The sequence below is a fragment of the Simplicispira sp. genome, from assembly GCF_028687295.1.
GTDB lineage: Bacteria > Pseudomonadota > Gammaproteobacteria > Burkholderiales > Burkholderiaceae_C > Simplicispira > Simplicispira metamorpha.
On sequence record NZ_JAQUAL010000015.1, the window covers coordinates 1 to 13118 of the forward strand.

At 64.2% G+C, this 13118-nt stretch carries 12 protein-coding genes; 7 read left to right on the top strand and 5 right to left on the bottom strand.

Going from position 1 to position 13118, the window contains the following annotated elements:
* The 6 genes from PHX69_RS03295 to PHX69_RS03320 all read left to right on the top strand — a co-directional run.
* Nucleotides 1-666 (top strand): ABC transporter permease subunit (locus PHX69_RS03295; RefSeq protein ID WP_288042356.1); only part of this gene is annotated, 666 nt, incomplete at its 5' end.
* 15 nt (nucleotides 667-681) lie between these two features.
* Entirely contained in the window at nucleotides 682-1098 is a 417-nt protein-coding gene (gene mntA, locus PHX69_RS03300; RefSeq protein WP_288042376.1) for a type VII toxin-antitoxin system MntA family adenylyltransferase antitoxin, read from the top strand.
* Nucleotides 1088-1504, top strand: a complete 417-nt coding sequence (gene hepT / locus PHX69_RS03305; protein ID WP_288042357.1) for a type VII toxin-antitoxin system HepT family RNase toxin — start codon at nucleotides 1088-1090, stop codon at nucleotides 1502-1504. The genes mntA and hepT overlap by 11 nt, the downstream gene beginning before the upstream one ends.
* 10 nt (nucleotides 1505-1514) lie before the next feature.
* Complete coding sequence (locus tag PHX69_RS03310; RefSeq protein ID WP_288042358.1) at nucleotides 1515-2606, top strand: ABC transporter permease; 1092 nt, start codon at nucleotides 1515-1517, stop codon at nucleotides 2604-2606.
* Nucleotides 2603-4264 carry an ABC transporter ATP-binding protein gene (locus tag PHX69_RS03315; protein ID WP_288042359.1) on the top strand — a complete coding sequence of 554 codons (1662 nt, stop codon included), beginning with the start codon at nucleotides 2603-2605 and terminating at the stop codon, nucleotides 4262-4264. Before PHX69_RS03310 ends, PHX69_RS03315 begins: the two co-directional genes overlap by 4 nt.
* Nucleotides 4265-4546: 282 nt before the next feature.
* Nucleotides 4547-6694, top strand: coding sequence for a putative bifunctional diguanylate cyclase/phosphodiesterase (locus tag PHX69_RS03320; RefSeq protein ID WP_288042361.1), 2148 nt, complete (start codon nucleotides 4547-4549; stop codon nucleotides 6692-6694).
* A gap of 24 nt (nucleotides 6695-6718) precedes the next feature.
* On the opposite strand, the gene PHX69_RS03325 is transcribed toward PHX69_RS03320, so the two are convergent.
* The 5 genes from PHX69_RS03325 to lptF form a co-directional block, all read right to left on the bottom strand.
* A complete protein-coding gene (locus PHX69_RS03325; protein WP_288042362.1) occupies nucleotides 6719-7876 on the bottom strand; it encodes a pyridoxal phosphate-dependent aminotransferase in 1158 nt (385 codons plus the stop codon).
* A gap of 25 nt (nucleotides 7877-7901) precedes the next feature.
* On the bottom strand, nucleotides 7902-8843 hold the full coding sequence (locus PHX69_RS03330; protein ID WP_119012566.1) for a CysB family HTH-type transcriptional regulator: 942 nt from the start codon (nucleotides 8841-8843) through the stop codon (nucleotides 7902-7904).
* A 112-nt stretch (nucleotides 8844-8955) separates the two neighbouring features.
* Nucleotides 8956-9354, bottom strand: a complete 399-nt coding sequence (locus PHX69_RS03335) for a sirohydrochlorin chelatase (RefSeq protein WP_288042363.1) — start codon at nucleotides 9352-9354, stop codon at nucleotides 8956-8958.
* 4 nt (nucleotides 9355-9358) lie between these two features.
* On the bottom strand, nucleotides 9359-10468 hold the full coding sequence (gene lptG / locus PHX69_RS03340) for an LPS export ABC transporter permease LptG (RefSeq protein ID WP_119012568.1): 1110 nt from the start codon (nucleotides 10466-10468) through the stop codon (nucleotides 9359-9361).
* Complete coding sequence (lptF, locus tag PHX69_RS03345) at nucleotides 10465-11559, bottom strand: LPS export ABC transporter permease LptF (RefSeq protein WP_288042364.1); 1095 nt, start codon at nucleotides 11557-11559, stop codon at nucleotides 10465-10467. Before lptF ends, lptG begins: the two co-directional genes overlap by 4 nt.
* A gap of 23 nt (nucleotides 11560-11582) precedes the next feature.
* Between lptF and PHX69_RS03350 the strand changes: the two genes are divergently transcribed.
* A complete protein-coding gene (locus tag PHX69_RS03350; RefSeq protein ID WP_288042365.1) occupies nucleotides 11583-13115 on the top strand; it encodes a leucyl aminopeptidase in 1533 nt (510 codons plus the stop codon).
* Nucleotides 13116-13118 lie beyond the last annotated feature (3 nt).

A 13118-nucleotide genomic window follows, 5' to 3' on the forward strand; every position in this document is an offset into this window, starting at 1 on the left:
GGGATGTGGACGTTTTTCATCAGCTACCTGGTGGCCGTGCCGCTGGGCGTGGCCAAGGCGGTGCGCGCCGGTTCGCGCTTTGACCTGGTGACCACGCTGCTCATTCTGGTGGGCTACGCCATTCCGGGCTTTGTACTGGGCGTGGCGCTGCTGGTGGTGTTCGGCGGGCAGTTGCAGTGGTTTCCGCTGCGCGGCCTGACGTCGGCCAACTGGGAAGAGCTGACCTGGGGTGCGCGCATCGTCGATTATTTGTGGCACATCACCTTGCCCATCACCGCCATGGTGCTGGGCAGCTTTGCCGTGACAGCCATGCTGACCAAGAACGCCTTCCTCGAAGAAATCCGCAAGCAGTACGTGCTGACGGCGCGCGCCAAGGGCTTGTCTGAGCGCCAGGTGCTCTGGAAGCACGTGTTCCGCAATGCGCTGATTCCCATCATCACGGGCTTTCCGGCGGCGTTCATCGGCGCGTTCTTCGCGGGCTCGCTCTTGATCGAGACGCTGTTTTCCCTCGACGGCCTGGGCCTGCTCAGTTACGAGAGCGTGATCCGGCGCGACTACCCGGTGGTGCTGGGCACGCTGTACTTGTTCACGCTGATCGGCCTGGTGACCAAGCTGATTTCTGACCTTTGCTATGTGTGGGTGGACCCGCGTGTCAAGTTTGATTGAAGGACATTCATGCCCATGCAACCTCCAGTGACGCCCGAGGTGGTGGAGCGCATTGTCCCTGCGCTGCAATCGCCGCTGCCGGGACTGCTTGCCATCTACGGTTTTGGCAGCCGTGTGCAAGGTACGGCGGGGCCTGAAAGCGACCTGGATCTGGCCGTACTGGTGGAGGGCTACGCTGACCCTTTGCTGCTGTGGAGCCTGTCAGGTGACCTGGCCGACGTGGCCGGTTGCGACGTTGATTTGCTGGACTTGCGCGCAGCATCCACGGTGATGCAGTACCAGATCATTACCACCGGCCAGCGCTGGTGGGCGCGTGATGCGCAGGCGGCGCTGTTCGAGAGTGCCATCCTGAGCGAAAAAACCGCGCTGGATACGGCGCGGGCCGGTCTGCTGGCCGATATCCAGGAGCGAGGAAGCGTGTATGGCGGATGACGTGTTGATCAACAAAGCCGCGACCATTGAGCGCTGCGTAGCGCGGGCGCGTGAAGAGTATTTCAGCGATCCGGCCAGTTTTGCCAGCAATTTCACGCGCCAGGATGCGGCCATTTTGAACATCCAACGCGCCTGCGAGGCCGCTCTGGACATGGGCCAGCACCTGATCCGGCGTGAGCGTCTGGGTGTGCCGCAAAGTGCGCGCGATGTGTTTGCCTTGCTGGCCCAGGCAGGCCGTATTGAGCTGCCGCTGGCCCAGGGTTTGCAGCGCATGGTCGGTTTTCGCAATATTGCTGTCCACGATTACAAGGCGCTGCAACTGCCCATCACCGTCGCCATCATCGAAAAACACCTGGATGAGTTTTTGCAATACAGCAAAGCCCTCCTGCAGCGTGATGCCGGGTAAGGCGCAAGACATGGATACCACTGCTACACACCGTGCTGCCGTTGTCGCCACTGTGCCGACCGCAGCTTCCGCGCCAGCCTCCCTGTCCCCCTCGCGCCGCGCCTGGCTGCGCTTTCGGCGCAACCGGCTGGGCTACTGGAGCCTGATCGCCTTTTGCGCGCTGGTGCTGCTGAGCCTGTGCGCCGAGCTGGTCAGCAGCGAGCGCCCGCTGGTCGTGCGCTACCAGGGGCAGACCTATTTCCCGCTGCTCAAGGACTACCCCGAAACCACCTTTGGCGGCGACTTTGCCACGCCCACCGATTACCTCGACCCGTTCATCCAGGAGCGCCTGAGCGCGGGCAGCAACTGGGCGCTCTACACCGTCAACCGCTATGGGCCAAACACGCTGAACTACTTTGCCCAGGCGCCCAACCCGTCGGCGCCCTCAAAGGCCAACTGGCTGGGCACCGACGACCGGGGGCGCGACCTGCTGGCGCAGCTGCTCTACGGCTTTCGCGTCAGCGTGCTGTTTGCGCTGGCGCTCACCTTCACCGGCGTGCTGCTGGGCGTGGTGGCAGGGGCCATCCAGGGGTTTTTTGGCGGCAAGACGGATCTGGCGTTTCAGCGCTTCATCGAAATCTGGGGCTCCATGCCCGAGCTGTATCTGCTCATCATCTTCAGCGCCGTGCTGGCGCCCAGCATTGCGCTGCTGCTGGTGCTGCTCTCGCTGTTTGGCTGGATGGGGTTGAGTGACTATGTGCGCGCCGAATTTTTGCGCAACCGCCAGCTCGATTATGTGAAAGCCGCGCGCGCGCTGGGCGTGGGCAACGCGCAGATCATCTGGCGCCACATCCTGCCCAACAGTTTGACGCCCGTGGTGACGTTCTTGCCGTTTCGCATGAGCGCGGCGATTCTGGCGCTGACGTCGCTCGATTTTCTGGGCCTGGGCGTGCCGCCGGGCACCCCCAGCCTGGGCGAGCTGCTCAGCCAGGGCAAGAACAACATCGACGCGTGGTGGATTTCGCTGTCCACCTTTGCCGTGCTGGTGGTCACGCTGCTGCTGCTCACCTTCATGGGCGACGCGCTGCGCGACGCCCTCGACCCCCGCAAAGCATCGCAATGAACGTTACTTACATGACTGGAGAGGAAATGCCTGCCGACCCATTGCTGGACGTGCAGGATCTGTCCGTCCACTTTGGTGCCAAGGCCGTGGTGCGCGGCGTCCATTTTTCTATCGCTCCCGGTGAAAAGCTGGCGCTGGTGGGCGAATCGGGCTCGGGCAAAACCATCACCGCCCTGAGCCTGCTGCGCCTGGCGGGTGATGCCAACATCAGCGGCAAAGCCTTGCTGCGCGGGCGCGATCTGCTATCACTCTCAGAGCGCGAAATGCGCGGCGTGCGTGGCGGCGACATCGCCATGGTGTTTCAGGAGCCGATGACGGCGCTGAACCCGCTCATGACCATCGGCCAGCAAATCACTGAGGTTTTGGAGCTAAAAAAGGCGCTAACGCCCGCCCAGTCTGCGCAAGAAGCTATTGAATTGATAGCAAAAACCGGCATCCCCGAGCCCGAGCGCCGTGCCAACAGCTTTCCGCACCAACTGAGCGGCGGCCAGCGCCAGCGCGCCATGATCGCCATGGCCCTGGCCAGCGAACCCGCGCTCTTGCTCGCCGACGAGCCCACCACCGCATTGGATGTGACGCTGCGCGGCCAGATTCTCGATCTGCTGTCGGATTTGCAACGCCAGTCGGGCATGGCCGTGCTGCTCATCACCCACGACCTGAACCTGGTGCGCCGCTTTGCCGACCGCGTGGCCGTGATGGAGCAGGGCGTGCTGGTCGAGCAGGGCCGCGTGGCCGAGGTGTTCCGCGCGCCGCAGCACCCCTACACCCAGCGCCTCATGGCCAGCCAGCCCCGGCGCGATGTGGTCGAGGACGCGCCAGCGCCCGGCACACCGCTGGTCTTGCAGACCGAGGCCCTGCGCGTGGTCTACCCCACGCCGCTGCCGGGCCTGCGCGGCTGGTTCAAAAAAGGCGAATTCGTCGCCGTGCAGGGCGCCAGCCTGCAATTGCTGGCGGGCCAGACGCTGGGCGTGGTGGGCGAGTCGGGCTCGGGCAAATCGACGTTGGCGCAGGCCATTTTGGGCCTGCTGCCCTATGGCGGTCAGCTCACGGTGGCTGGGCAGGGCTGGCAGCAGCCTGCTGCGCGCAACACGCCCGCCAACCAGCAGCTGCGCCGCAAAGTGCAGGTGGTGTTCCAAGACCCGTTCTCGTCGTTGTCGCCGCGCCTGACGGTGGAAGAAATCGTCGGCGAAGGGCTGTGCGTGCACGAGCCTGCGCTGCCGCCCGCGCAGCGGCGCGTGCGCGTTGAGGCGGCGCTGGCCGAGGTGGGCTTGAGCGAGGCGCAGTTTCCCGGCCTGCTGGCGCGCTACCCGCACGAGTTTTCTGGTGGGCAGCGCCAGCGCCTGGCGATTGCGCGCGCGCTCATCGTGCAGCCGCAGGTGCTGGTGCTGGACGAGCCCACCAGCGCGCTGGACGTCACCATCCAGCAGCAGGTGCTGGCGCTGCTGCAAGGCCTGCAACGCGGCAAGGGCCTGAGCTATGTGCTCATCACCCACGATGTGGATGTGATCCGCGCCATGGCGCACCAGGTGCTGGTGATGAAAGACGGCGCCATCGTCGAACACGGCACCGTCGCCCAGGTGCTCGATGCGCCGCAGCACCCCTACACGCAGCGGCTGGTGGCTGCGGCTGCGGTGCCGGGTACGGCCCTTGCGGGATAAGCGCGAGCAGCTATCTAAAGGGGATTGATCAACCCGCAGGCCAGGCATCCATCAGCACCTGTTTGGTGCATTCGATAGGCTGTCGGGGTGGCAAAACGCTGTCCTTCGGGCCTGAAATTTGATGCCAAATAGGCCGCTAAGCCTTGTGCATAAAGCGCTTGCAGCTATTTAATCAATAGCATTTTTTATGCCCCGGAAAGGTGCGGCACGGGCTGGTGCGGTGTGGTCTGCATTGGGCATGGTGCTTGCTTGTCTGATCCATCCCATGCCAGAGGTTTTTTTGTGCCTTTTTCCGCCCCGCGCCATCGCCGCGCCAGTTTGTTATCGACGGAAATCGTCAACCGCTCCCGCGTGCTGGACACGCTGGTCAACAACCTCGAAGGCATGGCCTACCGCTGCCTCAACGATGCCCACTGGACGATGGTGTTTGTCAGCCAGGGCTGTGCCGACCTTACAGGCTATGCACCGGCGCAGTTGCTCGGATGCACGGGCGTGTCGTGGGAGTACATCACCCACCCCGATGACCGCTTGCGGGTGCGCGAGGTCATCCAAAGCGCCGTGGCCAGCGGGCAGCGCTTTGCCGTGCAGTACCGCATTACCACCTTGTCGGGGCAAACGCGCCATGTGGCCGAGCGCGGCGTGGCCGTGTGCGATGAGCAGGATGTGCTGGTGCTGGAAGGCTTTGTCGAGGACATCACCCAGCGCCAGGCCACGTTGGAGGCGCTGGAGCACGCCGAGCTGCGCTACCGCCACATCTTCGAGCACGCCAGCGAGGGCATTTTTCAGACTTCGCGCGATGGCCACTACCTGGCCGCCAACCCGGCGCTGGCGCGCATTTACGGCTACGACACGCCCGCCGCGCTGATGGCCGACCTGTCGGACATCGACCGGCGGCTTTACGTCAAGGCCGGGCGGCGCGAGGTGTTTCACCGGCTCATGAAGGCGCAAGGGCAGGTGCTCAATTTTGAATCCGAGGTGCATCGGCGCGATGGCACGCGCATCTGGATCTCCGAAAACGCCCATGTCGTGCGCGGCCCGCAGGGCGAATTTTTGTGCTACGAGGGCACGGTGCAGGATATTTCCGAGCGGCGCCACTACCAGGAGCAGCTGGAGCGCCAGGCCAACCACGACCTGCTCACGGGCCTGCCCAACCGGGTGTTGCTGAACGACCGCATCGCGCAAGGCATAGCGCGTGCTACGCGCATGGGCTACTACCTGGCGCTGGTGTTCATCGACCTGGACAACTTCAAGTTCATCAACGACAGCCTGGGCCATGCGGCGGGCGATGAGTTGCTCAAGGAGGTGGCTGCGCGCCTGACGGGCTGCCTGCGCAGTGGCGACACCGTGGCGCGGCTGGGCGGCGACGAGTTCGTGCTGGTCATCAACGACCACTACCGCACCAGCAGCGTCATCTCCCTGCTGGAGCGGATGCTGCAAGACATTGGCCGCCCCATTGTGCTCAATGGGCGCGAGTTTCAGGTGGGCGCCAGCCTGGGCGTGGCCATGTTTCCCAGCGATGGCGATGATGCGCAGCAACTGCTCAAACACGCCGATGTGGCCATGTACGCTGCCAAAGACCGGGGGCGCAACAACTTCCAGTTTTTTACCCGCGAGCTCAACCGCCAAGCCGACGAGCGCCTGCACCTGGAGGCCGCCATGCGCAGCGCGCTGGACCATGGCGGCTTTGATGTGCATTACCAGCCCAAGGTGGACCACCGCCGCCGCATCGTCGGCGTGGAGGCACTGGCGCGCTGGTTCCACCCCGAGCTGGGCGCCGTCGGGCCCGACCGCTTCATCCCGATTGCCGAAGAAACCGGGCTGATCCTGCCGCTGACCACCGCCATCGTGCGCCGTGCGCTGGCCGCCGCACGCCGCTGGAACCATGCGCGCGCGGTGCCGCTGCGCCTGGCGCTGAACCTCTCGCCGCAGCTGTTTTTGAGCCACGACATCGTGGCGCACATCGCTGGCCTGCTGCGCGAGGCCGAGATGCCGTCCAGCCAGGTGGAGCTGGAGATCACCGAGTCGGTGTTTCTGGGCGACAGCGAGCGCGCCGTGGCCATCCTGAGCGACTTCAAGGCCCTGGGCGTGGGCCTGGCCATGGACGACTTTGGCACGGGCTACTCGTCACTGAGCTATTTGCGCCGGTTTCCGCTGGACACCATCAAGCTCGACCGCTCTTTGGTGACGGGCCTGGAGCACGAAGAAGAGGTGGCCATGATTGCCCGCGCCGCCATCTCGCTGGGCAAAAGCCTGCGCAAAACCGTGGTGGCCGAGGGCGTGGAGACGCAGGCGCAGTTTGACTTTTTGCGCTACCAGGGCTGCGACGAGTTCCAAGGCTATTTGCTCTCGCGCCCGGTGCCCGAAGCGCAGATCACGCAGCTACTGGAGGCGGGCGGGGTGATTGCGCCTGCGCCGCTGCCGCTGCTGTAGCGGGCAGGGACGCGGGCGCCGCGCTCAGAGTTTGCGCAGCCGCTCGATGGCGGCGCGCAGCGTGTCGTCTTGCTTGGCAAAGCAAAAACGCACCACGCGCTGGTCAAAGCCGTCGCCATAAAATGCCGACAGCGGGATGGCGGCCACGCCCACTTCGCGCGTCAGCCATTGGCAAAAATCGGCTTCGCTCAGGTCGCTCACGGCCGAGATGTCCACGCACTGGAAGTAGGTGCCCGTGGCGGGCAGCAGGCGCAGACGCGAGCCCTCCAGGCCTTGGCGGAACAGGTCGCGCTTGGCCTGGTAGAAGGCGCTCAGTTGCAGGTAAGGCGCGGGGTCTTGCAGGTAGTGCGCCAGCCCATGCTGCATGGGCGTGTTCACGCTGAAGACGTTGAACTGGTGGACTTTGCGGAACTCCGCCATCAGCGGTGCGGGTGCGGCCACGGTGCCCACCTTCCAGCCGGTGACGTGGAAGGTCTTGCCAAAGCTGGAGACGATGAAGGCGCGCGCGGCCAGACCGTCAAAGCGGGCGGCGCTCTGGTGCGTGGCGCCGTCGAACACCATGTGCTCATAGACCTCGTCGCTGATGAGCAGGATATCGGTGTGCGCCAGCAGGTCTTGCAGCTGGCGCATGTCGCCCTCGCTCCAGGTGGTGGCGCTGGGGTTGTGCGGGCTGTTGATGATGATGGCGCGCGTGCGGGGTGTGATGGCGGCGCTGATTTTGTCGAAGTCGGGCCGGAAGGTGCCCGGCGTGAGCGGCACACGCACCGCCACGCCGCCCGCCAGCGCGATGTTGGGCACATAGCTGTCGTAGCAGGGGTCGAGCACGATGACTTCATCGCCCGGATGCACGATGGCCAAAATGGCCGTCAAAATGGCCTGCGTGGCCCCGGCGGTGATGGTGATTTCGGCCTCAGTGCAATAGGGGCGGGCGTGAGTAGCTTCTATTTTGGTAGCAACTGCCTGGCGCAAGGCAGGTACGCCGGCCATGGGCGCGTACTGGTTGTGCCCGGCGCGCATGGCCTGGCCCACCGCATCAAGCAAGGCGCTGTCGCAGTCAAAGTCAGGAAAGCCCTGGCCCAGGTTGACGGCGCCGCATTGCGCGGCCAGCGCAGACATCACGCTGAAGATGGTGGTGCCCACCTGGGGCAGGCGGCTGACAAGGGCGGGGGTGCGTTCGGTCATGGCGTGGTGCAAGAGGGGGCGGAAATCAGAGTTCGTAGTCGTTGACATGCCCGGTCATGGCGCGGGCCACCAGGTCGCGGCTGAGGCGGTCGCTGATGAGTTCGGCAAATTTATAGACAAAGTTGCGCAGGTAGGCACCACGTTTGAAAGCCACGCGCGCCACGCTCTGGCCAAACAGGTGGCCCACGGGGCGCACCAGCAGGTCGCCCACAGGGTCGTCGCGCATGGCCATTTCGGCCACGATGCCAATGCCCAGCCCCAGGCGCACGTAGGTCTTGATGACGTCGGAGTCGATGGCCTCCAGGGCGATGCGCGGTTGCAGGCGGCGTGCGGCAAAGGCAGCGTCGATCTTGCCGCGCCCGGTGAACGAGGGGTGGTAGGTGATCAGCGCTTCGTGCGCTATGTCTTCCAGGCTGATGCGTTCTTTTTGCGCCAGCGGGTGGCCGGGGGGCAGCACCAGTACATGCTCCCATTCGTAGCAGGGCAGGGTGACCAGCTCGGGGTAATCGGCCAGGGATTCGGTGGCCATGCCGATCTCGGCCACCTCGTCGATCACCATGCGCGCCACCTGGTCGGGGGTGGTCTGGTGCAGGCTGACGTTGACCTTGGGGTACGCCTCGCGCAGTTTGGCCACCGGCACGGGCAGCACGTAGCGCGCCTGGGTGTGGGTGGTGGCAATGCTGAGGGTGCCGTTGTCCTGGGCGCTGAACTGCTCGCCGATGCGCTTCAAGTTGCTGACCTCGCGCATGATGAGTTCGATGCTGCGCAGCACATGCTGGCCTGGCTCGGTGATGCGCTTGAGGCGCTTGCCGTGGCGGGCAAAAATCTCCACGCCCAGCTCACCTTCGAGCTCAATGATGGCTTTGGAGACGCCGGGCTGCGAGGTGTGCAGCGCCTTGGCCGCCTCGGTCAGATTGAGGTTGCGGCGGGCGGCTTCTTGCACGAAGCGAAATTGGTGGAGGTTCATGCCTGAATGCAGCTAAAGAGTTGCATCATTATCGCTCAGGCGTCTAAAGAGCCGGGCTCGACACGGTCTGTGCAGCGCGCAGCCACCAGCGGTGGGGTTGCGCAGGGCGGCGTCAGCTGCTGGTGTGCGCTGGCGTGCAGGCGATGTCGGCCATGAGGGCGGTCATGCGCGGGTCTTCGCCAATGGCCTGTTGCACGGTGAACTGCACCTGGGGGTGCTGCGCGCGCAGGGCGGCCATCAGCTGGGGCAGGTCTTCGCGGGCGTGCTTGCCGGTGCCCAGAAACATGGGCGTGATGGTGATGCTGGCCGCACCCTGGGCCAGCAGGTCGCGCGTGGCCTGGGCCAGATCGGGCTCGCACAGCTCCAGGTAGGCGCAGCAGGTCAGCACCTGGGGCTGGTGGCGTGCGATGTGCTGGCGCACCGCTTCGATGGGCGCCCGCCACTGGGGGTCGCGCGAGCCGTGGGCAAACAAGATCACGCCATGTTGTGGCGGTGGGGGCAGGGTGGTCATGGCGTTAGCGCCGCAGCACCAGCCAGCCAAAGGCGGCCAGTGACAGCAGGGAGTAGATGAGTCCGGGGGCGGCTGCCGTGATCCACGGCGACCAGTTTTGCAGGTTACCCACAAAGCCAAACACGTTGTTCAGCAGGAAAAAGCTGATACCTGCCATGACGCCGCCAAACATATAGCCGGTGATGCCCCCGGCGCGAAAGTGCAGGTAGGCAAAAGGCAGCGCCAGCACCACCATCACCAGGCAGCTCAAGGGGTAGAACACCTTGCGCCAGAATTCGATTTCGTAGCGCTGGGCGGCCTGGCCGTTGGCTTCAAGGTGGCGCACGTACTGGAACAGGTCGATGGTGGCCATGCGATCGGGTTTGAGCACGGCAGCGGCCACCATGTCAGCGCTGATCTGCGTGGGCCAGTTCCACTCTGGCAGGACGATTTTTTCGACGCGGGCGGGGCTGTTGGCTTTTTCAGTGTGGAAGGTGCTGTTTTGTACTTGCGCCAGGTGCCAGGCACCATCTTTGCCAAATTGTGCGCTGTCGGCCTGGGTGCGTGATGCCAGGCGGCCTTGGCCATCAAATTCAAAAATGCGCACGCCCAGCATGCCGCCGTCGGGCCCGATAGCGCGCACATTGACGGCAAAAGAGTGATCGCCCTGGCGCTCTTTCAGCCAGGCACCGGTGGCGCCCGTGGTCAGACGGCCTTGGTAGCGGGCCTTGACCAGTTGTGCTGCGCGGTCTGACATGGGCGCCAGGTAGTCGCCCACGGCAAATGTCAGCAGCACAAAAAAACCGCCCACCGCCAACAAGGTGTGCAAGGCCCGCCAGGGCCCCAGGCCGCTGGTGCGCATGATGGTGAATTCCGAGCTTTGTGCCAACCGGGCCATGACGAAAATCGTGCCGATCAGTACCGTGATGGGCAGCAACTCGTAGAGGTGGCTGGGCAACGCCAGCGTGACAAACAACAGGGCATGGGGCAGGCCATACGCGCCTGCTGGATAGCGCCCCACCCAGCGCAGCTCATCGACCAGATCAAAAAAGAAGAACAGGGCCAAAAAGCCCAGCGTCACAAAACCGACGGCGGCAATGACTTCGCGGTGTATGAGTCGGCGAATGGTTTTCATGCGGCGCTCCTGCGTTGCCACCATTGGCGCGGGCTCCAGTGGTGGTGCCGGGCGCTGAGCAGCAGCAGCGCAAAGACCAGCGTTCCGCCGTGCAACAGGGCCAGAAAAGGCACCAGCCCCATCTTGCCCGAGCCCACCCAGCTTTGGCCCAGCGTCAGCAGGTTGTAATAAACGATGAAGGTGAGCAGTGCAAACACCATGTTGTTGCTGCTGCTGGCACGCGGATTGACGCTGGCCAGCGCCAGTGCGAGCAGCACAAAATTCAGGGCGGCAAACGCCAGGCCGATACGCCAGCCCAGCTCCGCCTGGGCCATGGGCGACGCCTGGCCCAGCAAATCAGGCGTGCTGCGCGTCTTCACGGAGCCCTCGTCCGAGATGGCGATAGGGGCTGTGCCAATGCGGGTGCCGTATTCATCGAAGGCACTGATTTTGGTGCCGGGTTTGTCCCCGCCGGACTCCATGCGCTGGCCGTTGCTCAACACCACAAAGCGCTCGCCATCACGCACCTCCACGCGGGCGCTGCGGGCAGAGATGACAGATTCCCCCTTGGGCTCGGTCACGGCCACAAAGACGTCGCTGGCGGTTTCACCTGCGGCACTGTTTTTGTCGATGAAAAAAACGCGTGTGCCATTGGCTGATTCTTGAAACTCGCCGGGCGCGATGCGGTCAATGTCGCTGCGCTGCTCATATTGCTGTTTGAGCTGGTCGATTTGCTGGTTGGCCCAGGGCCACACCAGCAGCGAGAGCAACGCAATCACCAGCATCACGGGCCAGGAAAAACGCAGCAGCGGTGCCAGCAAGCTGAGCAGCCCGCGGCCACTGGCAAACCAGATGACCATTTCGCTGTCACGGTACATGCGCGAGAGGGTGCCGACAATGGAGACAAATAGGCTCAGGCTCAGGATGGTAGGCAGCTGGCCCAGTACGGTAAAGCCCATCACGAGCATCACGTCAGAGGGGCTGACGCTGCCGCGCGAGGCCTGGCCGAGGGTGCGGATCAGCATCATGGTCATGACCACCGTGACCAGCACCACCAGGGTCGCGCCGAAGCTGCGCGCCAGCTCCTTGCGAATGGATGAATCGAATAACATTGGCTCGAACGAAAAGGGCCATTATGAACTTTGATTTGAAGTCGCTCACCCTGTCCGCAGCCGTGACAGAAAAATGTGATTTGCTGGTTTTGCTGGTGCCTGAAGGCTTTGCCCCAGGCCAGGATGCACTCTCGGCGCTGGTGGCGCAGGCCTTGCACAGTGGAGATCTGCAGACCAAGCCGGGGAAAAATCTGCATTGCTACCAGGTGCCCACTGTGGCGGCGCGCCGTGTGGTGCTAGCCGGAATCGGCACAGGCAAGGCGGCTGCCGTGCGCCAGGCGCTACACCCGTTGGCCGGTGCCTTTACCGGCACGGTCAAGCGTGCGGTGGTTTGTTTTGCGGGTGCGGCCGATGCGGGTGCGGTGGCCGCTGCGGTGATGGCGGTGTCGCAGGTGAGCTATGTCTACACCGCCACCAAGCCCAAGGCTGAGGCGCGCACGCTCAACCGTGTGGTGCTGGGTGTGGAGGACGCCACTGCAGTCGCTGACGCTTTTGCGCGCAGCGTTGCCACTGCCGTGGGCGTAGAGCTGGCGCGTGAATGGGGCAACCGCCCCGCCAACCATGCCACGCCTACGCTGCTGGCGGCGGCGGCCAAAGAACTGGCCAAGCACCCCGGCGTGCAGTGCAAGGTGATGGGGCCTGCCGACGTGGCCAAGCTGGGCATGGGGGCCTTCATGGCGGTGGCGCGTGGTTCTGAGGAAGAGTTGCGTTTCATTGAACTGCGCTACAACGGCGCTGCAAAATCCCAGCCTCCAGTGGTGCTGGTGGGCAAGGGCATCACGTTTGACACCGGTGGCATCTCCATCAAGCCAGCGGCTGAAATGGACGAAATGAAGTTCGATATGTGCGGTGCCGCCAGCGTGCTGGGCGTGTTCCGCGCGCTGGCCGAACTGCAGCCGGCCATCAACGTGGTGGGTTTGATTCCTGCCTGTGAAAACATGCCTGATGGCCGCGCCATCAAGCCTGGCGACGTGGTCACCAGCATGAGCGGCCAGACCATTGAAATCCTCAACACCGATGCTGAAGGCCGTCTGGTGCTGTGCGATGCGCTGACCTATGCCGCACGCTTGAAGCCCGCAGCCGTGGTGGACATTGCCACCCTGACTGGTGCTTGTGTGATTGCCCTGGGCGGCGTGCGCAGCGGTCTGTTTTCCAGTGACGAGGCATTGGCCGCCGCTTTGCTGGCTGCTGGTGAAGCGGCGCAAGACCCGTGCTGGCGCCTGCCGCTGGACGAGGATTACGCTGAGGGCCTGAAAAGCAATTTTGCCGATGTGGCCAACGTAGCGGGTCGGCCAGCAGGCTCCATCACGGCAGCCAAATTTTTGCAACGGTTTGTTGGCGAGTGGCCTTGGGCGCATCTGGATATCGCTGGCACCGCCTGGAAGGGGGGCTCTGCCAAGGGGGCAACAGGGCGTCCGGTGGCTTTGCTGCTGCAATACCTGGTCGATGCGGCAGCTGCGCCAGAAGGACAGCCAGAGTGTGCTGCGGTTCCTGTGCCAGCTCCCAAGCCGGCGCGTGCGCCCCGCGCCAAGGCGGTCAGCGCACGGCGTACCTGAGTG

Bases quoted from the DNA above. Each gene is read 5' to 3' on its own strand.
- lptF (WP_288042364.1), bottom strand. From the start codon at position 11,559: ATGTTATTCGATTCATCCATTCGCAAGGAGCTGGCGCGCAGCTTCGGC.
- PHX69_RS03350 (WP_288042365.1), top strand. From the start codon at position 11,583: ATGAACTTTGATTTGAAGTCGCTCACCCTGTCCGCAGCCGTGACAGAA.
- PHX69_RS03335 (WP_288042363.1), bottom strand. From the start codon at position 9,354: ATGACCACCCTGCCCCCACCGCCACAACATGGCGTGATCTTGTTTGCC.
- PHX69_RS03315 (WP_288042359.1), top strand. From the start codon at position 2,603: ATGAACGTTACTTACATGACTGGAGAGGAAATGCCTGCCGACCCATTG.
- PHX69_RS03325 (WP_288042362.1), bottom strand. From the start codon at position 7,876: ATGACCGAACGCACCCCCGCCCTTGTCAGCCGCCTGCCCCAGGTGGGC.
- PHX69_RS03310 (WP_288042358.1), top strand. From the start codon at position 1,515: ATGGATACCACTGCTACACACCGTGCTGCCGTTGTCGCCACTGTGCCG.
- hepT (WP_288042357.1), top strand. From the start codon at position 1,088: ATGGCGGATGACGTGTTGATCAACAAAGCCGCGACCATTGAGCGCTGC.
- PHX69_RS03330 (WP_119012566.1), bottom strand. From the start codon at position 8,843: ATGAACCTCCACCAATTTCGCTTCGTGCAAGAAGCCGCCCGCCGCAAC.
- mntA (WP_288042376.1), top strand. From the start codon at position 682: ATGCAACCTCCAGTGACGCCCGAGGTGGTGGAGCGCATTGTCCCTGCG.
- lptG (WP_119012568.1), bottom strand. From the start codon at position 10,468: ATGAAAACCATTCGCCGACTCATACACCGCGAAGTCATTGCCGCCGTC.